The organism is Pseudoclavibacter sp. RFBG4, from assembly GCF_002931515.1.
Lineage (GTDB): Bacteria > Actinomycetota > Actinomycetes > Actinomycetales > Microbacteriaceae > Pseudoclavibacter.
Window position 1 is genome coordinate 57,976 of the sequence record NZ_PSYC01000043.1, and the last position, 24,891, is coordinate 82,866.

The 24,891-nt window shown below is 68.3% G+C and carries 23 protein-coding genes; 13 read left to right on the forward strand and 10 right to left on the reverse strand.

Going from position 1 to position 24,891, the window contains the following annotated elements; translation table 11 throughout:
• The first annotated feature begins 5 nt into the window (after positions 1 to 5).
• Both C5E10_RS16045 and C5E10_RS16050 read left to right on the forward strand, forming a co-directional pair.
• The gene (locus C5E10_RS16045) at positions 6 to 338 is read left to right on the forward strand and encodes a helix-turn-helix domain-containing protein (protein ID WP_104332513.1); all 333 of its coding nucleotides are present in this window, start codon (positions 6 to 8) and stop codon (positions 336 to 338) included.
• 106 nt (positions 339 to 444) lie between these two features.
• Positions 445 to 1,557: an acyl-CoA desaturase gene (locus C5E10_RS16050; protein WP_258071180.1), complete on the forward strand. Its 1,113-nt coding sequence runs from the start codon at positions 445 to 447 to the stop codon at positions 1,555 to 1,557.
• A 35-nt stretch (positions 1,558 to 1,592) separates the two neighbouring features.
• Here C5E10_RS16050 and C5E10_RS16055 read toward each other — a convergent pair whose 3' ends face one another.
• Positions 1,593 to 2,255 (reverse strand): NAD(P)H-binding protein, encoded by a 663-nt coding sequence (locus tag C5E10_RS16055; protein ID WP_219820384.1) that lies wholly within the window; start codon positions 2,253 to 2,255, stop codon positions 1,593 to 1,595.
• A 185-nt stretch (positions 2,256 to 2,440) separates the two neighbouring features.
• On the opposite strand from C5E10_RS16055, the gene C5E10_RS16060 reads away from it, so the two are divergent.
• A complete protein-coding gene (locus C5E10_RS16060) occupies positions 2,441 to 3,061 on the forward strand; it encodes a TetR/AcrR family transcriptional regulator (RefSeq protein WP_104332485.1) in 621 nt (206 codons plus the stop codon).
• A gap of 34 nt (positions 3,062 to 3,095) precedes the next feature.
• Here the strand turns inward: C5E10_RS16060 and C5E10_RS16065 are convergent, their stop codons facing one another.
• Positions 3,096 to 4,283 (reverse strand): MFS transporter, encoded by a 1,188-nt coding sequence (locus C5E10_RS16065; protein WP_181062808.1) that lies wholly within the window; start codon positions 4,281 to 4,283, stop codon positions 3,096 to 3,098.
• 262 nt (positions 4,284 to 4,545) lie between these two features.
• On the opposite strand from C5E10_RS16065, the gene C5E10_RS16070 reads away from it, so the two are divergent.
• From C5E10_RS16070 to C5E10_RS16080, 3 genes are read left to right on the forward strand one after another with little or no spacing between them, the layout of a single operon-like run.
• Positions 4,546 to 6,477 carry a glucose PTS transporter subunit IIA gene (locus tag C5E10_RS16070; protein ID WP_104332514.1) on the forward strand — a complete coding sequence of 644 codons (1,932 nt, stop codon included), beginning with the start codon at positions 4,546 to 4,548 and terminating at the stop codon, positions 6,475 to 6,477.
• Positions 6,464 to 7,918: a family 1 glycosylhydrolase gene (locus tag C5E10_RS16075; RefSeq protein WP_104332487.1), complete on the forward strand. Its 1,455-nt coding sequence runs from the start codon at positions 6,464 to 6,466 to the stop codon at positions 7,916 to 7,918. The genes C5E10_RS16070 and C5E10_RS16075 overlap by 14 nt, the downstream gene beginning before the upstream one ends.
• Before the next feature lie 36 nt (positions 7,919 to 7,954).
• Positions 7,955 to 8,782 carry a PRD domain-containing protein gene (locus tag C5E10_RS16080; protein WP_104332488.1) on the forward strand — a complete coding sequence of 276 codons (828 nt, stop codon included), beginning with the start codon at positions 7,955 to 7,957 and terminating at the stop codon, positions 8,780 to 8,782.
• A 56-nt stretch (positions 8,783 to 8,838) separates the two neighbouring features.
• On the opposite strand, the gene C5E10_RS16085 is transcribed toward C5E10_RS16080, so the two are convergent.
• Positions 8,839 to 10,266 (reverse strand): MFS transporter, encoded by a 1,428-nt coding sequence (locus C5E10_RS16085; protein WP_258071181.1) that lies wholly within the window; start codon positions 10,264 to 10,266, stop codon positions 8,839 to 8,841.
• A 61-nt stretch (positions 10,267 to 10,327) separates the two neighbouring features.
• On the opposite strand from C5E10_RS16085, the gene C5E10_RS16090 reads away from it, so the two are divergent.
• On the forward strand, positions 10,328 to 10,966 hold the full coding sequence (locus C5E10_RS16090; RefSeq protein WP_104332490.1) for a TetR-like C-terminal domain-containing protein: 639 nt from the start codon (positions 10,328 to 10,330) through the stop codon (positions 10,964 to 10,966).
• A 40-nt stretch (positions 10,967 to 11,006) separates the two neighbouring features.
• Here C5E10_RS16090 and C5E10_RS16095 read toward each other — a convergent pair whose 3' ends face one another.
• From C5E10_RS16095 to C5E10_RS16115, 5 genes are read right to left on the reverse strand one after another with little or no spacing between them, the layout of a single operon-like run.
• Positions 11,007 to 12,254 carry an MFS transporter gene (locus C5E10_RS16095; RefSeq protein WP_104332491.1) on the reverse strand — a complete coding sequence of 416 codons (1,248 nt, stop codon included), beginning with the start codon at positions 12,252 to 12,254 and terminating at the stop codon, positions 11,007 to 11,009.
• Positions 12,255 to 12,263: 9 nt separating this feature from the next.
• Positions 12,264 to 12,821 (reverse strand): hypothetical protein, encoded by a 558-nt coding sequence (locus C5E10_RS16100; RefSeq protein WP_258071182.1) that lies wholly within the window; start codon positions 12,819 to 12,821, stop codon positions 12,264 to 12,266.
• The gene (locus C5E10_RS16105) at positions 12,818 to 13,897 is read right to left on the reverse strand and encodes a LacI family DNA-binding transcriptional regulator (RefSeq protein ID WP_104332492.1); all 1,080 of its coding nucleotides are present in this window, start codon (positions 13,895 to 13,897) and stop codon (positions 12,818 to 12,820) included. The genes C5E10_RS16100 and C5E10_RS16105 overlap by 4 nt, the downstream gene beginning before the upstream one ends.
• Entirely contained in the window at positions 13,894 to 14,730 is an 837-nt protein-coding gene (locus C5E10_RS16110; RefSeq protein WP_104332493.1) for a TIM barrel protein, read from the reverse strand. Before C5E10_RS16110 ends, C5E10_RS16105 begins: the two co-directional genes overlap by 4 nt.
• Positions 14,727 to 15,740 (reverse strand): Gfo/Idh/MocA family oxidoreductase, encoded by a 1,014-nt coding sequence (locus tag C5E10_RS16115; RefSeq protein ID WP_104332494.1) that lies wholly within the window; start codon positions 15,738 to 15,740, stop codon positions 14,727 to 14,729. The genes C5E10_RS16110 and C5E10_RS16115 overlap by 4 nt, the downstream gene beginning before the upstream one ends.
• A 139-nt stretch (positions 15,741 to 15,879) precedes the next feature.
• Between C5E10_RS16115 and C5E10_RS16120 the strand changes: the two genes are divergently transcribed.
• From C5E10_RS16120 to C5E10_RS16140, 5 genes are all read left to right on the forward strand, one after another.
• Positions 15,880 to 17,382 (forward strand): sugar porter family MFS transporter, encoded by a 1,503-nt coding sequence (locus C5E10_RS16120; RefSeq protein WP_104332495.1) that lies wholly within the window; start codon positions 15,880 to 15,882, stop codon positions 17,380 to 17,382.
• A 308-nt stretch (positions 17,383 to 17,690) separates the two neighbouring features.
• Positions 17,691 to 19,580, forward strand: a complete 1,890-nt coding sequence (locus C5E10_RS16125) for a BNR repeat-containing protein (RefSeq protein WP_219820386.1) — start codon at positions 17,691 to 17,693, stop codon at positions 19,578 to 19,580.
• Between the two features lie 175 nt (positions 19,581 to 19,755).
• Positions 19,756 to 20,427, forward strand: a complete 672-nt coding sequence (locus tag C5E10_RS16130) for a FadR/GntR family transcriptional regulator (protein ID WP_104332496.1) — start codon at positions 19,756 to 19,758, stop codon at positions 20,425 to 20,427.
• Positions 20,424 to 20,756: an L-rhamnose mutarotase gene (locus C5E10_RS16135; protein ID WP_104332497.1), complete on the forward strand. Its 333-nt coding sequence runs from the start codon at positions 20,424 to 20,426 to the stop codon at positions 20,754 to 20,756. Before C5E10_RS16130 ends, C5E10_RS16135 begins: the two co-directional genes overlap by 4 nt.
• 1 nt (position 20,757) lies before the next feature.
• Positions 20,758 to 21,636 (forward strand): amidohydrolase, encoded by an 879-nt coding sequence (locus C5E10_RS16140; protein WP_104332498.1) that lies wholly within the window; start codon positions 20,758 to 20,760, stop codon positions 21,634 to 21,636.
• A gap of 43 nt (positions 21,637 to 21,679) precedes the next feature.
• Here the strand turns inward: C5E10_RS16140 and C5E10_RS16145 are convergent, their stop codons facing one another.
• Together C5E10_RS16145 and C5E10_RS16150 are read right to left on the reverse strand one after the other, a co-directional pair.
• A complete protein-coding gene (locus C5E10_RS16145) occupies positions 21,680 to 22,639 on the reverse strand; it encodes an aldo/keto reductase (protein WP_104332499.1) in 960 nt (319 codons plus the stop codon).
• Positions 22,636 to 23,934, reverse strand: a complete 1,299-nt coding sequence (locus C5E10_RS16150) for an enolase C-terminal domain-like protein (protein ID WP_104332500.1) — start codon at positions 23,932 to 23,934, stop codon at positions 22,636 to 22,638. Before C5E10_RS16150 ends, C5E10_RS16145 begins: the two co-directional genes overlap by 4 nt.
• Before the next feature lie 112 nt (positions 23,935 to 24,046).
• On the opposite strand from C5E10_RS16150, the gene C5E10_RS16155 reads away from it, so the two are divergent.
• Positions 24,047 to 24,889 carry a fumarylacetoacetate hydrolase family protein gene (locus tag C5E10_RS16155; protein WP_104332501.1) on the forward strand — a complete coding sequence of 281 codons (843 nt, stop codon included), beginning with the start codon at positions 24,047 to 24,049 and terminating at the stop codon, positions 24,887 to 24,889.
• Positions 24,890 to 24,891: the final 2 nt, after the last annotated feature.

A 24,891-nucleotide genomic window follows, 5' to 3' on the forward strand; every position in this document is an offset into this window, starting at 1 on the left:
AACTCATGTCAAGATGCGACGATCTCCCCGAGTGCGGTGTCGCCCGATTCCTCGTACTTCTCGAGGGGCCATGGGCCACCTTGATCGTGCGGGAACTGCTCCACGGCCCCCTCCGATTCACCGAGATCAAGGACCGCCTCCCCGGCATCAGTGCGCACACGCTCACGAACCGGCTGCGGCGCTTTGAGGCCAACGGGCTTGTCACACGGACGTCCTACCCGGAGATCCCGCCGAGGGTCGTCTACGAGCTGACCGAGGTCGGTGAGCAGCTGCGGACGGTCCTCGACGCCATGAACGCGTGGGCCCTGTCCGTGCCTGAAGTCGCCAACGCGGAGTGACCGGTTAGCTCCGCCGTCACCGTTCTACTAAAATCCTTGCTCGGAATTGCCAGCCATGTCACGAGGGTCGCCTGACGCCTCGTGCCGACCGAGCAAGGAGCCGGCCGTGCAGTCGCCTGAGTCAAAACTCACCCCAAGCAGCTACGGCGCAGTTCGCCGGACGACCAAGGGAGAGAAGACTCCCCGGATCACGCAGAGCTATGGCGCAGTCTCGAAGGCGATCCGCGGGCAGGGGCTCCTCGATCGCACGCTCGGGTTCTACGGCGCCCTCGCGGCAGGCCTTCTCGTCGCGCTCGCCGCTGCGATCGCTGGGTTCATTCTGCTCGGAGACAGCTGGTTCCAGCTGCTCATCGCTGCCGCCCTCGGGGTCATCTTCACGCAGTTCGCGTTCCTCGCGCATGAAGCCTCCCACCGCCAGGTCCTGACCTCGGGGCGGGCGAACGACCGGCTCGGTCGTTTCCTGGCGGCCGGCATCGTCGGGATGAGCTACAGCTGGTGGATGACGAAGCACACCCGTCATCACGCCAACCCCAACAAGAAGGGGAAGGATCCCGACATCGACTTCGACACGATCTCCTTCACGGAGGAGTCGGCGAGCGAGCAACGGGGTCTGCTGGCGCTGATCACCCGCAAGCAGGGGTACCTGTTCTTCCCGCTGCTGACGTTCGAGGGCTACAACCTCCACTTCCGGTCCATCAAGTCGCTCTTCGCCAGGGAGAAGATCACGGGTCGGTGGGTGGAGCTGACGATGATCGCGGTCCGCTTCGTGATCTACCTCGGCGCGATCTTCTGGATGCTCCCGCTCGGCATGGCGTTCGCCTTCGTCGCCGTGCAGATGGCGGTCTTCGGGGTCTACATGGGGGCGTCGTTCGCGCCCAACCACAAGGGAATGCCGCTCATCCCCGCCGACGTGAAGCTCGACTTCTTCAGCAGGCAGGTCCTCACCTCCCGCAACGTGCGGGGCGGCTGGTGGGCCAGCGCGCTCATGGGCGGACTCAACTACCAGATCGAGCACCACCTCTTCCCGAGCATGCCGAGGCCGCACCTCGCCCGCGCTCGCGAGATCGTGCGTGCCTACTGCGAAGAGCAGGACGTGCCGTACACGGAGACCTCGCTCCTGGAGTCGTACCGCATCGTGATCGAGTACCTCAACCGGGTGGGGCTGCACGCTCGCGACCCGTTCGACTGCCCCGTCGCCGGCGACTTCCGGCGCCGCTAGGCGACCACACCCACCTGCCTCGGTGAGTCCAGATCTCAGACGTCGCGCGCGAACCCGCGAACAGCCTCGGTGACCGGCGTCTGCCCCTCGTTCAACTCTAGGATCTGCCGCCTGATGGACGGCTCGAGCACCAGCGCCTCGAGGACAGCGGCCACGTCCTCGCGGGGTATCTCACCGTGCTCCTCTGCGGGCCCGAGGGAGACCTCCCCGTCTCCAGCGTCATCCGTCAAGAGCGATGGGCGGAGGATCACCCAATCGACATCCTGTCGGGTCAGGCTCACCTCTGCCCGCTTCTTGACCGCGAAGTAGTGCTCCTCGTCGTCGCTCAACGCTCGTTCACGCCACGCTTCGGGAAGCACGGAGAGAAGAATGAGTCGCACCCCTCGGACGCGCTCGACCGCCTCCGCCACGCGACCGAGGGCGGCGAGGTCGATGTCGTCCGTCACGCGCTGGGGGCCAGCATTCGAGCCAGCGGCGTACACGACGACATCGCAGTCGCGGATCATCGCCCCGAGCTCGTCTGCGGTGGAGGCTCCGAGGTCACCGAGCAGCGGCGACGCCTCGGCCCGCTCGAGCGCTGCAGCCTGCTGCCGCGTCCGAACGAGACCCGAAACGGGCACGCCCTGACCTTGGAGGCGGGCCGCGAGCAGCCGGCCTACCCTGCCTGAGATGCCGAAGATGAAGACGCGAGGAGGCACCGCCCGCTTCGACGCTGAGTTCGACGCCCCATCGGCCTCGGCATCACTGTCGGCATGAGGAGTTGAGTGGACGGGCTGCGAAGTGATGGCGGTTCCTCTCATCGGCGAGCTGGACGCCACCTGCTGGCACCCGCAACTCGGTAAGCTACTTTCTGTAGCAACAGTAACCTACTGAAGGTAGCTTAATGACGACCCAAGCAACACCGGCTCTCGAGGAACCACGGAAGCGTCGCCTCCCCTGGGACGCTCGCCACCAGGACTTGCTGGAGAAGGCGCTGGCCATCGTGCGGCAGGACGGGGTAGACGCCCTGACGCTGGGCACCCTCGCCCAGCACGGGGGCGTGTCGAAGCCCGTCGTCTACGATCACTTCGAGTCACGCTCGTCGCTGCTGACTGCCCTGTACCGGTGGATCGACGCGGAGCGGAAGCGGGCGTTCCAAGAGGGAATGGCCAAGGACGGCCTCGCCCACGAGCCCACGATCGACGCCCTCTCCGAGACGTACATCCGGTGCGCGACTGATGCGAGCAGCGAGTTCTTCGCCGTCGGGGCTGCGATGGCGGGCAACGAAGAACGTGCCAGCATCTACCGCGAGCTCGAGGAGACGGGCGTCCAGATGTTCGAGGCGATCCTTCGGCCGCACGTCCTCATGCCCGACCCGGAACTCCACCTCCTCTGCATCGCCCTTGTCGGCGCGGGCGAGTCCCTGTCGGCCTCGACCATCAAGGGGGCGATCACGGAGGCCGAGGCGATCGCGACGTACTCCCAGCTGATCGGACTGGCGACGAACAGCGCGGCAGCCCGGTAGGCGCTGGCCGCGCGGCGGCCGACGTCGCCAGGACTCAGAGCGCTCCGTTGCCGGTGGGCCCGTCGGCGAGGTCTCTGAACCGGGGCGCACCCAGATGCATGCAGAGGGCCGCGACGCTCAGCAGCGTCGCGAACACCGCGAGTACGACCTCGGTCCGCATCGCACTCCCGAGCACACCGATCGCCAGCACCGTCGACGCGGATGCCGCGTAGGTGGCGACGGCGAACTTCGACGCGAGCGAGCTCTGCTGACTCGGGGCCGCTCCGCGCGTCAGATGCACCAGCGACGTCCGGTAGGCCACAGCCCCTCCCGCACCGAGCAGCGCCATCGCGAACAACGCGAGCGGGTTGTTCGAGAGCAGCACCGACGTGACCGCGAGCGCACAGCCGACGGCGAACGCGAGGTGACCGCTGGCTGCGGGGAGCAGCCGACCGAGCGGCACGCTCACGAGCTGAGCGACGGCCGCGGCAACCAGCATGGTGACGCTGCCGCCGAACTGCGCCAGCGGCATCGCGGCATCGGAGAACACCGTCGGCGCGTACACGACACCAGCGCTGAGCCCCGTCCAGACCACCGCGGCGCGCGCGATCGTCCGGACGTCGGCGCGCGTCAGCCGACGGGAAGTCGGAGCCCCGACTCCACGCTTGCGCGCAGCCCGTGGCACGCCCCGGGGAAGCAACAGGACAAGCGCCAGTGCGAGCAGGAGCGCTATCGCGGCGCCAGCGACGTACATCGACATCGCCCCGGCGACGGTCTCGAGCGCCGCAACCCCCTGGGCGATCGCGGTGCCGACGACAGCGCCGACGAGGTTCCCCGTCGCGGCCAGCCCCCGCCCACGGCCCTTGAGCGCATCCACCACCAGACCGGCCGCACCGCCCGTCGCGAGCCCGACCGCGACCCCGGTCGCTGCCCGCCCAACGAGCAGCTGCACCTCGTTCGAGGACGCGAGGAGCAGGTTCGCGAGCGCCGCGATGAGCAGGGCCGCGACCACGGCTACACCGGGTGTCACCCGCAGCCGCGAGAAGCCGACGACCAGGAGGGTGGCAACCGCCGCCGACACGTAGACCACGAACGTCAGCGACACACCGAGCGGACTCAGGGGCACCTCGACCCGGAGCATGGGCAGCAGCGGGTTGATGCTGTTGGCGCCGGCGATCACGAAGCCGAAGGCGATGGCCGCGAACGCAGCCAGCGCACGCTCCCTGGGGCGGATGTTCGTCAAGGGGACTCCAGATATCGCTCACCGGTCGGATCGCGAAGGCCCCGAAGGTCACCTGGCGCGCGGGTGCGACGCACACACCCTGCTGAGCCCGAGTGTACCTCCGAACCGCCGGTGGACACCGCTCCAGGATCCGTGTACATTCATGCAACGGACATGTGACTGGTCATGCAGGCAGGATCCGATTGTTGCTCTACAGAGCTACGGTCGGGTCCTTTTTTGTTGCCCGGAAGCTGTCCCCCGAGTTCCAATGGAGGAGCACAACATGAACATCAGCTCAGAGGCGGCAGAGATCCTCGAGCACGTCGGCGGGAGCAGCAATGTGTCTGCCCTGCAGCACTGCTCGACCCGCCTGAGGTTTTCCCTCAGCGACGACAGCCCCGTCGACGAGGCGGCACTCAAGTCCATCCCCGGCGTGCTCGGCGTGGTCCGCGGCCCCCAGACGCAGATCATCGTGGGAGGGCGGGTCCTCGAGTACTACCGAGCGGTCGAGAAGCTCCGCTCTGGGTCGCCGACCGCTCCGGCGGCCGAGAAGCCCCGGACCCCGTGGACGATCAAGCGGGTCGGCTCCAAGGTGCTGGACTTCGTCGTCAGCGTCTTCGTGCCCATCATCCCCGCCATCGCGGGCGCGGGAATCTTCAAGTCGCTCCTCGTCCTCGCGGCCGCCCTCGGCTGGATCGACCGGGAGAGCGACTCGTACGCGCTCATCTCCGCCGTTCCTGACGCCGTGTTCGCGTTCCTGCCGCTGCTCGTCGCCTACACGACCGCGAAGAAGCTCGACGTGAACCGGCCCGTGGCACTCGGCTCCGTCGCGCTGCTCCTCTTCCCCGGATTCACGACCCTCGTGACCCAGGATGGCGGCGCGGCGCTCTTCGGGATCCCCGTGCCCGTCGTCAACTACAACGCGCAGGTGTTCCCCGCGATCCTCGCGGTGCTGCTGCTCTGGGGCGCTGAGCGCTTCTTCACGAAGTTCTCGTGGCCGCCCATCCGCACCTTCTACGTGCCCCTCATGTGCTACCTCGTGGTCGCTCCCGCGACGGTGTTCCTCATCGGTCCGTTCGGGTTCGAGATCGGCGACCTCTTCGCCGGCCTGCTCTTCAACTTCCACAACACCTTCGGGTGGATCGCTGTCGCGCTCCTCGCCGCCATCCTGCCGTTCCTAATCTCGGTCGGCATGCACAAGCCGCTCCTGCCGCCGACGATCACGACGATGGCGACGTACGGCAAGGAGAGCTTCTACCTGACCGCCTCCCTCGCGCACAACATCGCCGAGGCCGGTGCGAGCTTCGCCGTCGCCGTCCGCACCCGCAACCAGGTGCTCCGCGCCACAGCGATCTCCGCGGGCTTCTCAGCACTGTTCGGCGTCACCGAGCCGGCCCTCTACGGCGTCACCCTCCAGAACCGGCGCGCCCTCATCGCGGTGCTCGCCGGCGCCATCACCTCAGGCGCGTACCTCGGCATCACGTTCGTCGACACCTTCGCGATCGTCAGCCCCGGCCTCGCGAGCTTCTCGATGTTCATCGACGCCCTCGACCCATGGAATCTCATCCACGCCCTCATCGGCCTCGTGATCGGCGCGGCCGTGTCGTTCATCGTCGGCGTCGTGCTGTGGAAGGACTCTGACTCCGGCACCCTGCGCGTGCTCGGCAAGACCGACGAGCATGCGGATGCGAGCGCGGACGCGGACACGGATACCGCAGCGAGTGCGTCGCAGCCTCGCGCGCTCACGATCGTCTCCCCCATGCAGGGCGAGGTCGTCGAGCTCGCCTCACTCGGCGACGGGGTCTTCTCGACGGGTGTGCTCGGTGACGGCGTCGCGATCCGCCCCACGGATGGGCGCGTGGTCGCCCCCGTGTCGGGCACCGTCACGTCCCTCCTCGACTCGCAGCACGCGATCGGCATCCGCACGGACGACGGTGTCGAGGTGCTCGTGCACGTCGGCATGGACACCGTCGTCCTCGAAGGCGCCCCCTTCACGACGCACGTCACGCAGGGCGACCGGGTCGAGGCGGGCCAGCCCGTCATCGACGCGGACCTCGACGCCATCGCCGCGGCCGGCCTCGACACGATCACCCCCATCGTCGTCGTCAACACGGCCGGGGGCGACGCGCAGTTCGACACCGGCCAGCACGTCAACCGGGGCGCATCCCTCATCTCACTCACCAACGTCAAGGAGACCGCACATGGCACTGTCTGATCACTTCCTCTGGGGCGGCGCAATCGCCGCGAACCAAGCCGAAGGCGGCTGGGGCGAGGATGGCCGCGGCTGGGTCGTCACCGACGTGCTCCGCCGCCACCCGAACGCCAACAACGACGACTTCGCCGCGCTGCACGCCGTCACCCTCGAGAGCATCGCCGAGGCCAAGCGCGACCCGGACCCCACGTACTTCCCGAAGCGGCGCGCCATCGACTTCGTGCACCGCTACAAGGAAGACCTCGCCCTGTTCGCCGAGATGGGCTTCAGCGTGCTGCGGGTGTCGATCCTCTGGTCGCGCCTCTACCCGACCGGTGAGGAGCTCGAGCCCAACGAGGACGGCATCGCCTACTACCTCGACCTGTTCGAGGAGATGCAGAGCCACGGCATCCAGCCCCTCGTGACGCTGTCGCACTTCGACGCGCCCCTCGAGCTCGCGGTCACCCGCAACGGCTGGCTCGACCGGGCCACGATCGGCCTCTTCGAGCGTTTCGCCCGCACCTGCTTCGAACGGTTCGGGCACATCGTGAAGCGGTGGATCTCGTTCAACGAGATCGACGGCATGGAACGCCACCCGTTCACCTCGGGCGGCATCATCGAGGAAACCGTGACGGGCACCTCGATCACGCAGGCCTGCTACACGGCCCTCCACCACCAGTTCATCGCCGGCGCGTCCGTGACCCGCATGCTGCGAGAGCTGCACCCGGACGCGCAGATGGGCTGCATGATCACCATGCTCACGACCTACCCGCGCACCTGCCACCCGAACGATGTCGCCGCGACGCGTGCGAAGGAGCGCCTCCTCTACATGTGCTCGGATGTGCAGGCCGGCGGTTCGTACTCGCCGATCGTGCTCCGCCAGCTCGAGGAGCTGGGCGTCACCGTGCCGTTCGAGGACGGCGATGTCGAGCTCCTGCGCGAGCACACCGCCGACTTCGTGTCGTTCAGCTACTACATGTCGATGACCGAATCCGTCGACCCCGACGCTGAGCGCACGCCCGGCAACACGGTCCTCGGCGTCAAGAACCCCTACCTCGGCTCGTCCGAGTGGGGCTGGCAGATCGACCCGATCGGGCTGCGCATCTCCCTCCTCGACCTCTACGACCGCTACCGCAAGCCCCTCTTCATCGTGGAGAACGGGCTCGGGATGCGCGACACGGTCGATGCGGACGGACGGATCCGCGACGACTACCGCGTCGAGTACTTCCGAGCGCACTTCGAGCAGATGATCCAGGCTGTGGACGAGGGCGTCGACCTGCTCGGCTACACCAGCTGGGGGCCCATCGACCTCGTCAGCTCGTCGACGTCGCAGATGAGCAAGCGGTACGGGTTCATCCACGTCGACCTCGACGACCTCGGGAATGGCACACTGGAGCGCCGACGCAAGGACTCGTTCCACTGGTACCGCCAGGTCATCGAGTCCAACGGCGCAGACCTCAGCTAGCCCCTTCCCCTCCAAGCGGCGTCAAAGGAGACCACCGTGCCCGCCATCAAGAAGGTCCTCAATTCCAGTGTGGTGCTCGTCGTCGACGACCGCGGCGTCGAGCGCGTCCTGCTGGGCAAGGGCATCGGGTACGGACAGAAGCCGGGCGACGAGGTTTCGGCGACGATCACGGACCAGGAGTTCATCTCCCTCCCTGACTCGGATCACCGGAACCTCGTCGAGCTGCTCGCGCAGATCCCGGCAGAGTACGTCGAGCTGACCCGCGAGATCGTTGCGGATGCCGGTCGAGCGGGCCTCACCCTCGACCCGCACGTGTACCTCACCCTCACCGACCACCTCCACTTCGCAGTGGAGCGCTACCGGAAGGGGATCGCCCTCACGAACCGGCTCGCTTGGGAGGTGCGCACCGTCTACCCGGACCACCACGCCGTGAGCGTCCGTGCCCTCGACGACGTCGAACGACGCCTCGGCGTGCGGCTCGGCGAGGAGGAGGCAGCCAACGTCGCCTTCCACCTCGTCAACGCCGACACGGGCAAGCTCGGCGTCGACTCGATGCGCGTCGTCGACCTGGTCGCGAAGGTCACGAGCATCGTGACGATGACCTCCGCCGTCCGGGTCTCCAGGAAGGACCTCCACGCCTCGCGGTTCCTCACGCACCTGCAGTTCTTCGCGGAGCGATTCTTCGCAGGCCAGCTGCTCGGCGGCGACGACTTCCTGTTCCGGAACCTCAGCGAGCGCGCCCCTCGTGCGATCGCGACCGCGGAACGCGTGCGAACGTTCATCCGCGAGACGCACGGCGTGGAGCTTCCCGACGAGGAAGTGGCCTTCCTCGCGGTGCACATCGCGCGCGCCTCGCCGGGGTAGCGAGATGAACGCGGCGCCGCGTGGTCTTCTCCAGACAGCGCGGCGCCCCATTCTTCCTACTGGCGTCGGTCCCCGGCTTCGGCCGCCTGCCCTTTGAGGCGCCCCGCGACCCACACACCCATCAGGGCGAGTGCGGCGGTGGACCCGAAAACCGCGAGGAACGCGGGCGTCGTGGCGCCGAGCCGCGCGACGGCCGCCCCACCGAGTCCGGCGATGACCGCCGTCGCAAGGGTCTGCGCGAGCTGCAGGCTCGCGCTGATGCTCCCCGCGGCCGAGGTCGGCGTGGCCGACATGGTTGCCGCCGTCGACGCGTTGAACGCGATCCCCATCCCGATTCCCGCGATGCCCCAGCCGACGACGGCCCAGCCCGGCCAAACCGCCGGAAGCGCGACAGCCACCCCCATGAGCAGCTGGCCACCCAGCAGGACGAGCATCCCGAGCCTCGTCGAGCGAGCGCGCTGCCCCGGCCTGGCCGCATCGATCCGCGCCTGCACGAACGAACCGGCAGTCCAGGCGAGCGCGCCGGCCGCGAGACCCAGCCCTGCGATCGTGACGTCGAGGCCGTGGATGCTCGTGAGCCCGAGGGGCAGGAACGCCTCCGACCCGAAATACACGCCGCACAGGATGAAGCGCACGACGACCCCGGCCGGCGCACCACGGCGCGCACGGAAAGATCCCACGGGCAGGGTGCGGCGCAACCCCACGGCCGCGGCCACCAGGCCCACGACAAGCAGCGCGAGCATCAACGGGAGCGCATCCACCTCGAGGCCGAAGAGCACGGCCCCCGTCCCGGCCGCGAGGAGCACCGAGAACCAGACGGGCGCGGAGAACAACCGGCCACTCCGCACCCTCGGGCCTGCCGAGACCCGGCGCGCACCCGGCAAGACGAGCGGGAGGAGGAGGATCGTGATCGGCGCGATGGTCCAGAACACGACGCGCCAGTCGAGCACCGTCGTGAGCACCCCGGCGAAGACCGGGCCCAGGAGCGACGGGATCGTCCACGCTGACGACAGGAACGCGAACATGACAGCTTGGAGCCGAGGCGGATACGCGAGGCCGACCAGGCTGTAGGCGTACGCCATGATCGCTCCGACCCCGAATCCCTGGAGCGCTCGCGCGGCCACGAACACTCCCCACCCGGGGGCGAGACCAGCGAGCAGGCAGCCGAGCGCGAAGACCAGGCTTCCGACCAACACTGCCCGCGCGGGCCCCCTCCGGTCGATGTCGCTCCCGGCGACGACGGTGCCGACGATGCTGGCGAGCATGAGCGCCGAGAGCCCCCAGCCGTATCCGCGCAGGCCCCCCAGCTCCTCGGCGACGGTCGGGAGGACGGTCGCGACCCCAAGCGATTCGAAGGCCACCGCCCCGACGCTCACGAGGATCCCGATCGTCGACCCGCGCAGACGGGGCGAGAAGACACCTCCGGCCTCGACCCCTGAGGGTGTCGTCGCCCCCGCCGTCGAACGCGATTCATCCTGCTGCATGCGCACTCCCATTCATTACATTCCACACCGGAACGTAATGAATGTAGGGTACGGTGAGGCAATGCCGCAACCAGAGCCGCACACCGCGCCCCAGACCCGATCACTGCCGCACGGCCGCCCCCGCGACGCGACGATCGACGCCAGGGCGACCGAGGCCGTCATCGGCCTCCTCGAGACCGGCCAGTACCGCTCGCTCACGATGGAGAACGTCGCGGCAGCCGCCGGGACGAGCAAGCCCGCGCTTCGGCGGCGCTGGAAGAGCCTGCCCGGCGTCGTCGTGCACACGCTCATCTCGGTGCTCGGAACGACACCGACTCCTGACACCGGGTGCGTGCACTGCGACCTCGTCAGCGGCATCTCGAACATCGCCGACGGGTTCAGCAACTCCCCCATCACCCGCGCGCTCCCGGGACTCCTCGCCGACCTGGAGGCCGACCCGGAGCTCCGCGAACTGTTCCTCCGCGAGTACTTCGAGGCTCGCCGCGCGACGACCAGGTCAGTCCTCGAGCACGCCATCGAGCGAGGAGACCTTCGGGCGGAACTCGACATGGAGCTCACCCTCGACCTCCTCGCGGCGCCGCTCTACTACCGAGCGTTCTTCGGCCACCAGCCGATCGACGCGAAGCTCGCCGAGCGCACGGTGCTCAGCGTCCTGACCGGTATCGCCGACCCCTCCTGGCAAGAACGGCAGCACTCCTAGAACAGGGCCAGTCGCGATCCGTCTCCCACATAGGGCGACCCTATCGACGCATCGGCTCTCCGGATGCCTGAGAGGAACTCCCCGGACGCCGATCGGACACACCGCCCCGCAGCGCGCCAGCAGCAACCAGGCTGCAGACCACGAACACTCCGGCCCCGGCGGCGACCGGTATTGCGAGGTCGATCGCCCCCAGGAGCCCGCCCATCGTCGCCCCGATGGCAAGCCCCAGGAGGCCGAGCACGCGCGTGCTGGCGCCCACGCGGCCGAGCAGCTCGTCGGGGATGAGGCGCTGGCGGAGGGACTGCGAGCAGATGTTCCAGACCGTCGCGTGCAGGATGTAGAGCGCCAAGAGCACGCCGGCGACGACCGGGTTCGTCGTGAGGCACAGCCCACCGAGCGTCAGCGCCCCCAACGCCAGACTTGCCACGATCGTCCATCGGTAGCCGAGCCACGTGCGAAGCCAGGCTGCGAGGAAGGAGCCGAGCAAGCCGCCGAGAGCCGACGCGGCGAGCAGCAGGCCGTATCCGGTGCTGTCCAGGCCGAGGCGCTCCTCGGCGAACAGCACGAGAATCGAGAAGGGCAGCATGTAGCCGACGCTCGCGAGCGCTCCGATGAGCGCAAGGCTGCCGACGACGCGGTGGCGTGCCAGCCAGGCGATGCCCTCGCGCACCTCGACGGAGACCGAACCTCGTGCGTCGCGCGCATCCACTCCTGGCCTCGACAGTCGCCGAATCGGCAGCGCGAGGGCGACGAGGCCAGCGACGGCCCACAGCCCACCCATCGCGAAGACAGGGGCTGCTGCGGCGAGGGCGAAGAGCAATCCCCCGAGGGGAGGGCCAGCGAACTCGTCCGCGACGAGCTGCGCCGCCGCGACCCTCCCGTTCGCGGAATCGAGCCGCTCGCGGTCGACGAGCGACGGCAGCATGGCCGACGCGGCGTTGTCGGCCGCGCTCTCCAACGTCGCGACCACGGCCATCGCCGCATACAGGACCATGAGGGAGGAGAAGCCGAGCTGGATGGCGAGTGCAAGCCCCAGCAGGGCGCAGCCGCGCAGCACGTTCGCAGCGATGATCAGGGTCCGGCGGTCGACCCGATCGACCCAGACGCCGATGGGCAGCGCCACCAGGAGGCGGACCAGGGCGTAGAGCGTCGCCAAGCCCGCGACGAGGCGCGGGTCGTCGGTGACCGAGGCGGCCAGCAGCGGCATGGACACGAACGCGATGCCGTCTGCCAGGTTCGACAGGGCGTTCGCGCTCCAGAGCACACGAAATCCGCGACCGAGTGGCATCCGCGAAGCCTACCGATGCGTGGCTTGCCTGATATCCCTCACCAAGCGCGGAGTCCGGAAGCGTCGCACCTCTGGCAGCCAAGCCCGGGCCGGGTAGCTCAGCCGCACGACGAAGTAGTTGAGGTACTCGACGGCCCCGAACGCCCATGTGAACAGGACAAGCACCGCGGACAGCCAGGAGCTGGGCCACCAGGCGACGATGCCGACGAGGCCGCCGACGAGCACCACGAGGTTCAGCCACTTCAACACCCAGAATGTGCGCGCGAGCCCGACGGGCATCCTGGAGGTGCCGACCCAGCGGCGGGCGAGCAGCCAGTACGCACCACCGTGCAGGAGCACAAGCAGCAGGGGTGCGAGCGCCGACCAGAACGCGGCGACGTCACTGCCCGACGGCAAGATGGGTGGCACGACCCACACGCCCAGCAGCGTGAAGGTCAGGACCGAGGCCAGCTCGCCGGTGCCGAGCGAGAAGTACTGACGGCGGGCCGCGTCGCGCAGCCCGGGCAGCGAACCTCTGGGTCGGGACGGACTCGCCCCGTCGAAACCCGGCGTCCGACGATCCGTCACCTCGACCGCTCGACCGAGTTGCCAGTGCCGCCGCTGCTGCTGCGCACGACGAGCCTCGTCGGCAGGATGCGGTGCTCCCCGCTCCGCGGCTGCTCGCCTTCGGCGCTCGCGTCGACGCGCCCCACCACCATCTCGACGGCCGCGGATGCGAGCTGCGCCGGGTCCTGCGCGAGGCTCGTGAGGTGCAGGTACGGCAGCTCGGCCTGCTCGGAATCGTCGAAGCCGACCACGGCCAGGTCCTCGGGAACACGCTTGCCGAGGAGGCGCGCCTGGGCAACGACGCCCTGCGCGCTCCGGTCGTTGAAGGCGACAACCGCGGTGGCGTCCGGGTAGCGCGCCAGCGCCTCCTCGATCACCTTCGCGCCGGCGGCCTCGGAAGCTCCGCCTGCGACGATCGCGACCTGGTCGCCGAGTCCGGCAGCAGTCGTGGCGGCGAGGAACGTGGCCGTGCGCACCTCGTCACCCGAGACGCCAGGCGCCCCGAGGTACAGGATGCGCGAGTGCCCGCGCTCGTGCAGGTGTCGCACCGCCAGCTCCATGCCGCGCGCGTCGTCCATGGACACGCTGTCGAACGACGCCGACGAGTACTGGCTGGCGACCGTGACGACGGGGACCTCCTCGGCGATGCGGTCGAGCTGCTCCTCGGGCAGCGACGCTCCGAGCAGGACGAGCCCCTCGACCCGCTCCCCCAGCAGCGCCTCGATCGCATCCGCCTCGCCCCGCCGCTTCGTGACCGCGGCGAGCGACACGTTGTACCCGGCAGACCGGGCCGCGAGCTGGAGCTCGTCGATGAGCTCGCCGTGGAACGGCTGCGCCGCGTGGAAGACGATGCCGACGAGGCGCGAACGGCCCTGCTTGAGCATCCTCGCCCGCTCGTCTCGTCGGTACCCGAGACGGGCCGCGACCTCGAGAACATGCGCGCGAGACTCCGGGCTCGCACCCGGCACGTCACGCATGACGATCGACACGAGCGGCTGCGAGACGCCAGCCGCGTCGGCGACGTCGCGCATCGTGACGCGCTTGCCGCCGCCCGGTCTCGCCGGGCGGCGGGCGTCTCGTGCGTCAACGTCGCTCATACCTCGATGCTAAAGGCCTCCCGGAACCTGCGGAGCGCGAGGTCGGAGTCACCGGACGCGAAGGCCTCCATCGCGACGACCCCGCGGTAGCCGAGCTCGTCGAGTTCCCGAGCGACCCGCGGGTAGTGGATCTCGCCCGTTCCCGGCTCGCAGCGCCCGGGCACATCCGCGACCTGGATCTCGCCGATGTACGGCAGCGCGCGCCCGCACAGGTCGACCAGGTCTCCCTCGCCGATCTGCGCGTGGTAGAGGTCGAGGTTGAGCCGGAGGTGCGGGCTGTCCACCGCGGCGACGAGCGCGATCGTGTCGCTCGCCCGGTTGAACGGCACGCCGGGGTGGTCGACGGCGTGGTTGAGGTTCTCAAGCGTGAACACCTTGCCGTACTCCTCGCCGAGCTTCGCGAGGCGCTCCAGCGTGCGCAGCGCGGCGAGCCAATCAGCCGGAGTGGTGTGCGCACTCGGGCGCACGGGCAGGCCGTTGTCGTCGAGGCCCGTCCCGTGGATCACGAGTCGCGGCACATTCAGCACCTGGGCTGCCTCGAGCGACTCGCGCGCCGTGGCGACGATCGCGTCGGCCCCGTCCGGGTCGATGAGCTCGCCGCGGATGTACCCAGACATGGAGCCGAACGTCGCGCCGGTCGCGACGAGCGCATCCAGGTCCTTCTCCCACCACCGCCAGATCTCGACCTCGAAGCCGGCCTCGTCGATGCGCCGCACCCGTTCCTCGAACGGGAGGCCGAGGAACAGCATCTCCGCGCAGGCGGCGAGCACGAATGGCGACTCGGCGGCGCCCGAGCCAGCACCCGAGCCAGCGCCGGCGACGGCCCCGCTCATCGGACGACCTCGACGGGTGCGCCGGTCTTGACCGACTCGATGCAGGCGAGCGCGATGACCATGGCCTCGAGCGCGGCCTCCGTGCCGGGGCGGGGGCTCTCGACGCCGGCGACGGCGTCGACGAACGCCTGCAGCTCGCCCGTGTAGGCGGCGCGCATGAGCTGCGTGTCGGCGCGCACCGTGTCGAAGGATGCGCCCGCCGCGCCATAGAGGCGCAGGCTCGACGCCGCCAGCTCACCCGCGGTCGCCATGCCGGCGCTGCCGAAGACCTCGGCACGGGTGTCGTAGCCGTAGGCGGCGGAGAAGTTCGCCTCCGCCGTTGCGATGGCGCCGTTGTCGTAGCGGATCGTGACGACAGCGGTGTCGAGGAGGCCCTTGTCCTTGAAGTCCGGCGCGACGAGCGCATCCGCGACCGCGTAGACCTGGGTGGCGCGGGCGCCAGGGTTGAAGAAGTTGAGGGTGTCGAAGTCGTGGATGAGGGTCTCGAGGAAGATCGTGAACGGCGGGATCGCCGCGGGGTTCGCGAGGCCCGGGTCACGGGTCACCGAGCGCAGCAGCTGCGGCGTGCCGAGGGCTCCCGCGTCGAGGGCGGAGCGCAGTTCGGGGAACCCGTTGGCGTAGCGGCGGTTGAAGCCGACCTGGAAGATCACGTCGTGGCGATCGACAGCGGCCTCGACGCGGCGCAGCTCCTCGAGCGAGACACCCGTCGGCTTCTCGCAGAAGATGGCTTTGCCTGCCGCGGCGGCCTGCTCGACGAGCGCCGTGTGGAAGCGGGGCGGGGCCGTGATGACAACCGCGTCGAGGTCTGGGCGCGCGAGCAGCTCGGCGACGTCCGTGTACGACTGCTCGACGCCGAGCGTCTCGGCGAGCTTCGCCGCGGCCCCCTCGACGGGGTCGGCGATGGCGATGAGCTCGGCGTTCGGGATGTCGCGGGCGATGAGCGCGGCGTGGTTGCTGCCGATGCGGCCGGCGCCGATGAGCGCGACACGGATGAGGGGGGTCTTGGACATGGTGCTTCTCCTGAGGACGGCGGTGCCGACACGACACTGTGCTGCTGGGTGCGCCCAGCACGCACAGACTATTACGTACTAGCGCTCGACGTCTAGTACGTATAAGGTTGCCTCCAATCGGCCGGGAGACCCGGTCAGAATCGCGCAGAGATCAGCCAGGAGCGCGACGAACCGCGGAGACAAAGGAGTTCTCATCACTTCCACGCATGGGGCATCAGCGTCAGAGACGACCCTGCCCAAACTCACGCCAGGCCCGTACCGCAAGCGGCTCGGACTCATCTCGATCGTCGCCTGCTTCGGCGGACTGCTCTTCGGCTACGACACGGGTGTCATCAACGGCGCGCTGCGCCCCATGGCCGCGGAGATCGGCCTCGATGCCTTCACGGAGGGCGTCGTCACCAGCTCCCTCGTGTTCGCCGCCGCCTTCGGCGCGCTCTTCGGCGGACGCATCTCGGACGCCATCGGCCGCCGCCGCACAATCATCATCCTCGCCGTGCTGTTCTTCCTCGGCACGGTCGTCGTCGTCGCGTCGCCGAACTTCGCGCTGCTCGTCGTGGGGCGCGTCATGCTGGGGCTCGCCGTCGGCGGCGCATCCACCGTCGTGCCCGTCTACCTGGCAGAGCTGGCGCCGTTCGAGATCCGCGGTTCGATCACGGGCCGCAACGAGGTCGCGATCGTCACGGGCCAGCTCTCCGCGTTTGTCATCAACGCCATCCTCGGCAACACGCTCAGCCACATCGACGGGGTCTGGCGCATCATGTTCGCCGTCTGCGCGATCCCCGCCATCGCCCTCTTCTTCGGGATGCTGCGTATGCCCGAGTCTCCGCGCTGGCTCGTCGAGAAGGGGCGCCACGCGGAAGCGCTCGCCGTGCTCAAGACGGTGCGCTCCGAGGAGCGTGCGATCGCCGAGCTCGGCGAAGTCGAGCAGGTCGCGAAGGAGGAGCAGACCGAAGCGAAGGTGGGTCTCGGCGCGGTGCTCACGAACAAGTGGCTCATCCGCATCCTGCTCATCGGCATCGGCGTCTCCATGATGCAGCAGCTGACCGGCATCAACTCGATCATGTACTACGGCCAGGTCGTGCTCATCGAGTCGGGCTTCGAAGCGGATGCCGCTCTCATCGCGAACATCGCGCCCGGCGTGGTCGCCGTCATCGGCGGGTTCATCGCGTTGTACATGATGGATCGCGTGGACCGCCGGAAGACGTTCGCGATCGGCCTCACGCTGACGACGACCTGCCACCTGCTCATCGGCGCCGCGTCGCTCCTGCTTCCGGTCGGCAACCCGGCCCGCCCGTTCGTGATCCTCATCCTCGTCGTCGCGTTCGTCGCCTCGATGCAGACCTTCTTGAACGTCGCCGTCTGGGTGTACCTGGCGGAGATCTTCCCGCTGCACATGCGCGGCCTCGGTATCGGCGTGTCCGTGTTCTTCGGCTGGATGACCAACGGCTTCCTGGCGCTCTACTTCCCGAGCCTGATCGCCGGGATGGGCATCAGCGGGGTGTTCTTCCTCTTCGCCGGTATCGGAGCGGTCGCGTTGCTCTTCACGATCACACAGGTTCCCGAAACCCGCGGGGTGACCCTCGAGAAGCTCGAGGTCGGCGTCACCACGGGAGCAATCCACGTGCTCGGGAAGACCCGCTAGCCGCAACAGAATTCACGACTCGGCCGCTTCTGCGAGCGGCCGGCCCGGCCCGCGGGATCGGCTTCGATTTGGACGTCCAAGCCGACTCCGCGGGCTCTTTCTGTGCGCGGCGCGACACCAACACCTCACGGCGAGAGGTCATACCTCAGGGAGGCAGAAAGGCCGCTTTCGTGCGATTTTTGCAGGTGAACACTGCACACTTCAAAGAATCATCGGATCAATAGGCCTGTTTTCGAGACTCCGGCCTTCCGCCCCAACGATTGAAACGATACAGTCGAGGAACCACGAGACGAAGGAGTCCCGCCCCAATGGCTGAACGCACACGCCGCCTCCCACTGCTATCGAGCGCCAGTGTTCTCACTGCCGCCTTCATCGGCCTGCCGCTGCTCGCCGCGCCCGCGCAGGCGACAACCGGCCCGATCGACACCCCACCACCCGCGGCTTCCTCAACCGCAGAACCCACTGCGACCGCGACCTCCACCCCCACCGCAAGCGCAAGCGCAAGCGCAAGCGCCTCCCCACTGCCATCGGCGAGCGCGTCCGCGACGACTTCCCCAACACCCGGCCCGCTCGTCTGCGACGACCAGGGCGCACCATACGACTTCGCCGACACCTCCGAGACCGTCGTCGAGGAATCGGAGCTCGGCCTCACCTGGGCGGGCATGTACGTCCTCCAGGACCTCCTGACCCAGGACGATCGCCAATACGTCGGCTTCTACACCGACGACCGCGAGATGGTCATCGCTCAGCGTGCCCTCCACGCCGACGGGACCAGCGCAGGCGATTGGATCTACCAGCCCCTCCCAGAGACGCTCGAGTGGGACAGCCACAACTACATCTCGCTGGGCCTCGACCGCGACGGTGCGCTCCACGTCGCCGGCAACATGCACGATGTCGCGCTGAACTACTACCGCACCGATGCATCCGGTGACGTGACGACCCTGACCGCGGTCCCGACCATGGTCGACCCAGCGACAGAAGACTCCGTGACCTACCCGGAGTTCGTCAACCGCAAGGACGGCAGCCTCGTATTCAGCCACCGAAACGGCGGCTCGGGCTCGGGTGTCACCTACTTCAACCTGTTCGACGAGACGACGCAGTCATGGTCGCGCCTGATCGACCAGCCCCTCTTCGACGGCGCCGGTACGACCGAGAACCCGGAAGGCACCTGGAACTCCTACTATCAGGGCCCCACGCTGGGCCCCGACGGCAAGTTCCACCTGCTCTGGGTCTGGCGAGATACCCCAGACGCCGCCACGAACAGCATGCTCAGCTACGCGAGCAGCGACGACCTCGTGACCTGGCAGGACAGCAAGGGCGAGCCGCTCACCACCCCATTCACGTATGGAGCCGGCGACGTCGTCGACCCGATTCCAGACTACGCAGGGCTCCTCAACGGCAACGCGCGTATCGGCTTCACTGCCGACGATGAAGTGCTGATCAGCTACCACAAGTACGACGAAGCGGGGAACTCGCAGGTCTTCACGGCCACGCCAGACCGCACCGCCTCCGACCCAGCCTGGAAGATCGACCAGGTGTCCGACTGGGAGGGGCGATGGAGCTTCGGTGGCGGCGGCAGCCTCGTCTTCGAGGTGCAGATGCTGGGCTCCGAGGTGCTGTCCGACGGCGACGTGCAGGTCAACTACCTGTGCTCAGGCGAGCCGATGAGCATCATCATCGACAGAGATCAACAGCCGGTGACCCAGGTGTCGACCCCGCCGTACCCGGCGCAGGTCGCAGAGCTCGCCGGCACGTATCCGGGACTGCAGGTGAACGTGCAGCAGGACCGAGGCGGCAACACGGACAATGGCCGATACGTCCTCCGGTGGGAGAGCCTCGGTCAGAACCGCGACCTGCCACGGGACGAATGGCCAGAAGGTGGATCGACGCTCTCCGTGCTGCTGCTCCGAGCAGCGTCGGAGACTCCGCCGGAGACGATCGACCCCACGGCCACTTCGCAGCCAACGGTGACGGCTACCGCCACCGCGCTGCCGCCGATCTCAATCCAGCCGACGGAGACGACCGGCACCGGGGGCCAGGGACCAGGCGCGACTCCATCCGCACCGGGCTCCGCGGAGGCCGACGGCGGTTCCGAGCTCGCAACCACCGGCGCCGACCTCCCATGGCTCGCCTTCGGGGCCGCCGGTGCGCTGCTCCTGCTCGGTGCTGGACTCCTGGCTCGGCGAAAAAGCGCCTGAGCCCGCCGTCAACGCCTGAACTCATCGTTTGAGAGCGCCCCTCCGCTGGTCTGCGGAGGGGCGCTCCTCTCATCCGCACCCCGAGACGGATCACGCGGGGCGCCACCTCGCGCCACTGGACACCGCGCCCACGTCGAGCTAGCAGACATCGGATGAATGCGGCTACACTCCGATCATGGCAGTCACCGACGGAGCTATCCTGCAGATCAAGGAGATGATCGTCTCCGGCGATCTCGTGCCTGGGTCCAAACTCCCACCAGAGAAGGAGCTGAGCGATCGACTCGGGTTGTCGCGCAGCTCGCTTCGCGAGGCCGTCAAGGCGCTCGAGGTCATCCGGGTCCTGGATGTGCGGAGGGGTGACGGCACGTACGTCACGAGTCTCGAGCCGCGCCTGCTGCTCGAGGCGATGAACTTCGTCGTCGACCTGCACCAGGATGACAGCGTGCTCGAGATCCTCGCAGTGCGACGCATGCTCGAGCCGCAGGCCGCGGCCGTGGCCGCACGGGAGGCCTCGCCCGAGCAGCTCGAGAACCTCGAGGAGATTCTCCGTGAGATCGGTGACGGCACCGAGGTCGAGGGGCTCATCGAGCACGACCTGAAATTCCATCGCCACATCGTCGAGAGCACCGGGAACAAGTACCTGACGAGCCTCATCGACTCGCTGTCGAGCCGCACCGTGCGAGCCCGCGTCTGGCGGGGCATCACGCAGGCCGGGGCTGTTGCCCGGACGATCGACGAGCACCGGGCCATTCTGGACGCGCTCCGCTCAGGAGACGCGGAGCTCACTGCGGCACTCACGCTCGCCCATGTGTCCGGTGTCGAGCGCTGGCTGCGAGACGCCCGATGAGAGTCGCGCTGCACTCGGAGATCAAGCCGGGCGCCATCGAGCGGTATCGCGAAAGCCATGCGGTGATTCCCGCAGAGCTCGTCGCGACGTTCGACCGCGTCGGAATCCGCAGCTGGACCATCTACCGCTCAGGGCATCGGCTGTTCCACGACGTGATCTGCGACGACTGGGAAGCGGCGAACGCAGCACTCGACAGAGATGCCGCGAACGCGCGCTGGCAGGAAGACATCGGACGCTTCGTCGAACTGTTCCGAGGCCCCGACGGCGAAGACGGGTACTCGCCGCTCGAATTGATGTGGGATCTCGAGACTCAGAAGCGGCGCAGCTGACATGAGCGGAGTCCGCGGTTCAGGGCCGGTGGATGCGCACGTGCACGTCTGGGACCGGGCACGGGTGCGGTTCGACTGGCTCGACGCACTGCCGGACCTCTCCGCTTCGCGACTGCCCGCAGAGTACGACGCTCAGCGAGGCGACGTGCGCGCGGCCGTCTTCGTGCAGGCTGGCGCCGCCCCAGAAGACGCGCTGACGGAGGCCAGCTGGGTGCAGTCGCTTGCGCCGAGCTGGCCGGCGCTCTCCGGCATCGTCGCGGACGCAGACCTCCTGCGCGGAGCCCCCGCACTCGAGGCACACCTCGACGCCCTCGGGCAGCTCGAGCTCTATCGCGGCGTTCGTCACCTGCTGCAGGACCTCCCCCGTGGCGCCGCGGCGTCAGACGCACTCGTCTCGGGCCTTGGCGTGCTCGCCCGGCGCGGTGCGAGCTTCGATGCGTGCGTGCGCTGGTGGCAGCTCGAGGAGCTGGCGGACGCGGTGTCCCGCGCCGCTTCGCTACCGGTGATTCTCGACCACGTCGGCAAGCCCCCGCTCGCCGACGACGAGCGCGACGCGAGCTGGGCGTCCTGGGAGCGCGGCCTGCGCGGGCTCGCCGCCCTGCCGAACGTCTCCGTCAAGCTGAGCGGCTTGTCTGCCGAGGCTGGCCCGAGCTCGCAGGCGAGCTTCACCACTCGGGTCGGACGAGTCGTCGATACAGCGCTGGCTGTCTTCGGCCCAGACCGCTGCATGTTCGGGAGCGACTGGCCGGTGAGTGCCGTCGGCGCCGCCGGACTCACGACAGCCGAGTGGCTGGAGTTCGTGCGCGCGCGAATGTCGGACGCCGAGTGGCTGCAGGTCGGGACGGAGACGGCGGTGCGGGCCTATCGACTGCGGCGATGACCTGATGGCGGTGCCAGCCGGCACCGCCATCAGGTCATCGGCGTCAGCGCTCGAATGCTGGAGCAGGAATCAGGCCGAGCCGCTCGAGCTCGAGCCACAGCTCTTCGGGGATGGATGCTCGCAGGTGGCGTGCGTTCTCGCGCACGGCGGCAGCCCGCGAGGTGCCGACGACCACCGTCGAGACTGCAGGGTGGCGGAGGGGGAACTGGATGGCGGCCTGGGGAAGCGTCACCTCGTGCCTCTCGCAGACCTGCGCGAGCAGGTCGACGCGTGCGGCGACCTCCTCTGGCACAGCCCCATAGTTGTAGTGCGCATCAGCCGCGCGGGTCTCCGTCGCAAGCAGTCCGGAGTTGAAGACCGCAGCCGTCACCACCCTCACGCCGCGCGCGAGGCAACGAGGCAGCAGCTCGCTGGCTGCCGGCTGCTCGAGCAACGTGTAGCGGCCGGCGATCATGACCACGTCGATGTCGCTCTCCTCGACGGCCCGGAGCGCCGCACCGACGTCGTTGACGCCGATGCCGACCTCCGTGACGACACCCTGCTCGCGCAACTCCACAAGAGCAGGCAGCCCTTGGGAGATGCCGGCGTCGAGGTCATAGACGTCGGGGTCGTGGAGGTAGGCCACATCGACCTGGTCGACGCCCATCCGCTCGAGCGACTCATGGAGACTTCGCTCGACGCCCGACCTCGACGGGTCGAACCGGCGGATGCGGTCGGCGGGCACAGCGAACCCATCGGCTTCGTCTGTCCCGCCATCGAAATCCGGGTTGGGCACCAGGAGACGCCCCACTTTCGTGGAGAGCACGTACTCGTCCGCAGGAAGGCCGGACAGGAACGCCCCGAGCCTTCGCTCGGACAAGCCGAGCCCGTAATGCGGCGCCGTGTCGTAGACCCGAACGCCTTCGTCCCATGCCGCCGCGAGAGCCGCACAGGCCTGCTCGTCGCTGACCTCCCGGTAGAGATTGCCGAGCGAGGCGGCCCCGAAGCCCAGCCGGTCGATCACGCGACCACGACCGGCTCTGAAGAGAACGCGTAGTCGATGAGGGTCTGCGAGAGCATCTCCGTTCCGGCGCCGGGGGCGAGCGGGGTGACGTAGTGCCCGTCTTCGAGGACAGTCGGGCTCACGAAGTGCTCGTGCAGGTGATCGACGAACTCGATCATCCGATTCTCCATCGTGCCGCTCACGGCGACGAAGTCGAACATCGAGAGGTGCTGCACAGCCTCGCAGAGCCCCACTCCGCCCGCGTGCGGGCAGACACGCACGCCGAACTTCGCGGCGAGCAGGAGGTTCGCGATGTTCTCGTTGACGCCTCCGACACGGCTTGCGTCGATCTGCATGACCTGCATGCCATCGGCCTGCAGGAACTGCTTGAACATGACCCGGCTGTGCGCGTGCTCGCCGGTCGCGACGGGGATGGGGGCGATGGCGCGGGAGATGGCGGCATGTGCGAGGACGTCGTCCGGGCTGGTGGGCTCCTCCACCCAGGCGATCCCGTAGGGAACGAGCGCGGTGATCCACTCGATGGCATCCCGCGTGTCCCAACGCTGGTTCGCGTCGATCGCGATGGGAAAGTCGGGGCCGCAGATCTCGCGGGCGATGCGCATCCGCCGGATGTCGTCATCCAGGTCTCCGCCCACCTTGAGCTTGATCTGCGGGAAGCCGTCTTCGAGCGCCTCCCTGCAGAGTCGCGCAAGCTTCTCATCGGAGTAGCCGAGCCATCCGGGGGTCGTCGTGTAGGCCGGGTAGCCCGTACGCAGGAGGGTCGCCTCCCGCTCTGCTCTCCCCGGTTCGGAGGCTCGAAGGATCTGCAGCGCATCCTCGCGGGTCAACGCATCGGACAGGTAGCGGAAATCGACCAGCTGCACGAGCTCCTCTGGCGACATGCGCGACAGGAGCCGCCAGAGCGGCTCACCGGCGCGCTTGGCCTTGAGGTCCCACAGGGCGTTGACGACGGCGCCGATGGCCATGTGCATGACGCCCTTCTCGGGGCCGAGCCAGCGCAGCTGGGAGTCGTACACGAACCCTCGGTAGGTGGCGCCCATATCGGCGAGCAGCTCTTCGACGTCCCGCCCGATGAGGTACTGCTCGAGCGACCGGATGGCGGCCACCTGCACGTCGTTGCCGCGGCCGATCGTGAAGGCGAACGCGTGGCCCGCGAGGCCGTCTGCGGCGTCGGTCTCGATCACCGCATACGCCGCCGAGTAGTCGGGGTCGAGATTCATCGCGTCGGTGCCGTCAGCGGTCAGAGACGTCGGGAACCGGACGTCGACAGTCGTCAGTGACTGAACTTTGCTCATTGTTCCTCCTTGCCGAGAACTGTAAACATCGGATCAATACCGCGTCAAGTGTTACAGTAGCCGCGTCGTAGGCCCTCCGAGGTCGTAATCTTCAGATGTTTGGAGCGTATGTATGCGTTTTCTTCGATTGGGTGACGAGGGGGCAGAGATCCCCGTCCTTCGCGCGGCCGGCACGGACTTCGACCTGCGAGGGGTCACCGAAGACCTCGACGGCGGGTTCTTCGAGCGCGGTGGCATCGCTCGCGTCCGAGCGGCGCACGAGGCCGGGGAGCTCCCCGAGCTCGACGGAGCAGAAGCACTCCGCGTGGGCACTCCCGTCGCGCGCCCATCGGCGATCATCTGCGTCGGGATGAACTACGCAGCCCACGCCGCAGAGTCAGGCGCCGCACCCCCGAGCGATGTCGTCATGTTCCTCAAGACACCCAACACGGCCTCCGGGCCGTTCGACGACGTGCCCCTGCCGCGGGGCTCACAGAAGTCGGACTGGGAGGTCGAGCTCGGCGTCGTCATCTCGAAGCGCGTCAGCTACCTCGAGAGCAGCGACGAAGCACTGGATGCGGTCGCCGGCTTCCTCATCGGCAACGACCTCTCCGAGCGGGCCTGGCAGCTCGAAGCCCCGGGTGGGCAATGGAGCAAGGGCAAGTCCGCCCCTCGGTTCTCGCCACTCGGGCCTGAGCTGGTGACTCCGGACGAAGTCGACTTCCGAGCACTGCGCCTTCGCAGCTTCGTCAACGGCGAGCCGAGGCAGGACTCCTCGACAGCCGACATGATCTTCGATGTCCCGCACATCATCTGGACGCTGAGCCAATACCTCACGCTCGAGCCGGGCGATGTCGTCCTCACGGGCACTCCGGAAGGGGTCGCTCTTTCCGGACGGTTCCCGTATCTGCAGGTCGGCGACGTCGTCGAGCTCAGCATCGATGGCCTCGGAACGCAGCGGCAGGTGATCGTGTGAGC

Bases quoted from the DNA above. Each gene is read 5' to 3' on its own strand.
- C5E10_RS16045 (WP_104332513.1), top strand. From the start codon at position 6: ATGTCAAGATGCGACGATCTCCCCGAGTGCGGTGTCGCCCGATTCCTC.
- C5E10_RS16060 (WP_104332485.1), top strand. From the start codon at position 2,441: ATGACGACCCAAGCAACACCGGCTCTCGAGGAACCACGGAAGCGTCGC.
- C5E10_RS16070 (WP_104332514.1), top strand. From the start codon at position 4,546: ATGAACATCAGCTCAGAGGCGGCAGAGATCCTCGAGCACGTCGGCGGG.
- C5E10_RS16075 (WP_104332487.1), top strand. From the start codon at position 6,464: ATGGCACTGTCTGATCACTTCCTCTGGGGCGGCGCAATCGCCGCGAAC.
- C5E10_RS16085 (WP_258071181.1), bottom strand. From the start codon at position 10,266: ATGCAGCAGGATGAATCGCGTTCGACGGCGGGGGCGACGACACCCTCA.
- C5E10_RS16090 (WP_104332490.1), top strand. From the start codon at position 10,328: ATGCCGCAACCAGAGCCGCACACCGCGCCCCAGACCCGATCACTGCCG.
- C5E10_RS16095 (WP_104332491.1), bottom strand. From the start codon at position 12,254: ATGCCACTCGGTCGCGGATTTCGTGTGCTCTGGAGCGCGAACGCCCTG.
- C5E10_RS16105 (WP_104332492.1), bottom strand. From the start codon at position 13,897: ATGAGCGACGTTGACGCACGAGACGCCCGCCGCCCGGCGAGACCGGGC.
- C5E10_RS16110 (WP_104332493.1), bottom strand. From the start codon at position 14,730: ATGAGCGGGGCCGTCGCCGGCGCTGGCTCGGGTGCTGGCTCGGGCGCC.
- C5E10_RS16115 (WP_104332494.1), bottom strand. From the start codon at position 15,740: ATGTCCAAGACCCCCCTCATCCGTGTCGCGCTCATCGGCGCCGGCCGC.
- C5E10_RS16125 (WP_219820386.1), top strand. From the start codon at position 17,691: ATGGCTGAACGCACACGCCGCCTCCCACTGCTATCGAGCGCCAGTGTT.
- C5E10_RS16130 (WP_104332496.1), top strand. From the start codon at position 19,756: ATGGCAGTCACCGACGGAGCTATCCTGCAGATCAAGGAGATGATCGTC.
- C5E10_RS16135 (WP_104332497.1), top strand. From the start codon at position 20,424: ATGAGAGTCGCGCTGCACTCGGAGATCAAGCCGGGCGCCATCGAGCGG.
- C5E10_RS16140 (WP_104332498.1), top strand. From the start codon at position 20,758: ATGAGCGGAGTCCGCGGTTCAGGGCCGGTGGATGCGCACGTGCACGTC.
- C5E10_RS16150 (WP_104332500.1), bottom strand. From the start codon at position 23,934: ATGAGCAAAGTTCAGTCACTGACGACTGTCGACGTCCGGTTCCCGACG.
- C5E10_RS16155 (WP_104332501.1), top strand. From the start codon at position 24,047: ATGCGTTTTCTTCGATTGGGTGACGAGGGGGCAGAGATCCCCGTCCTT.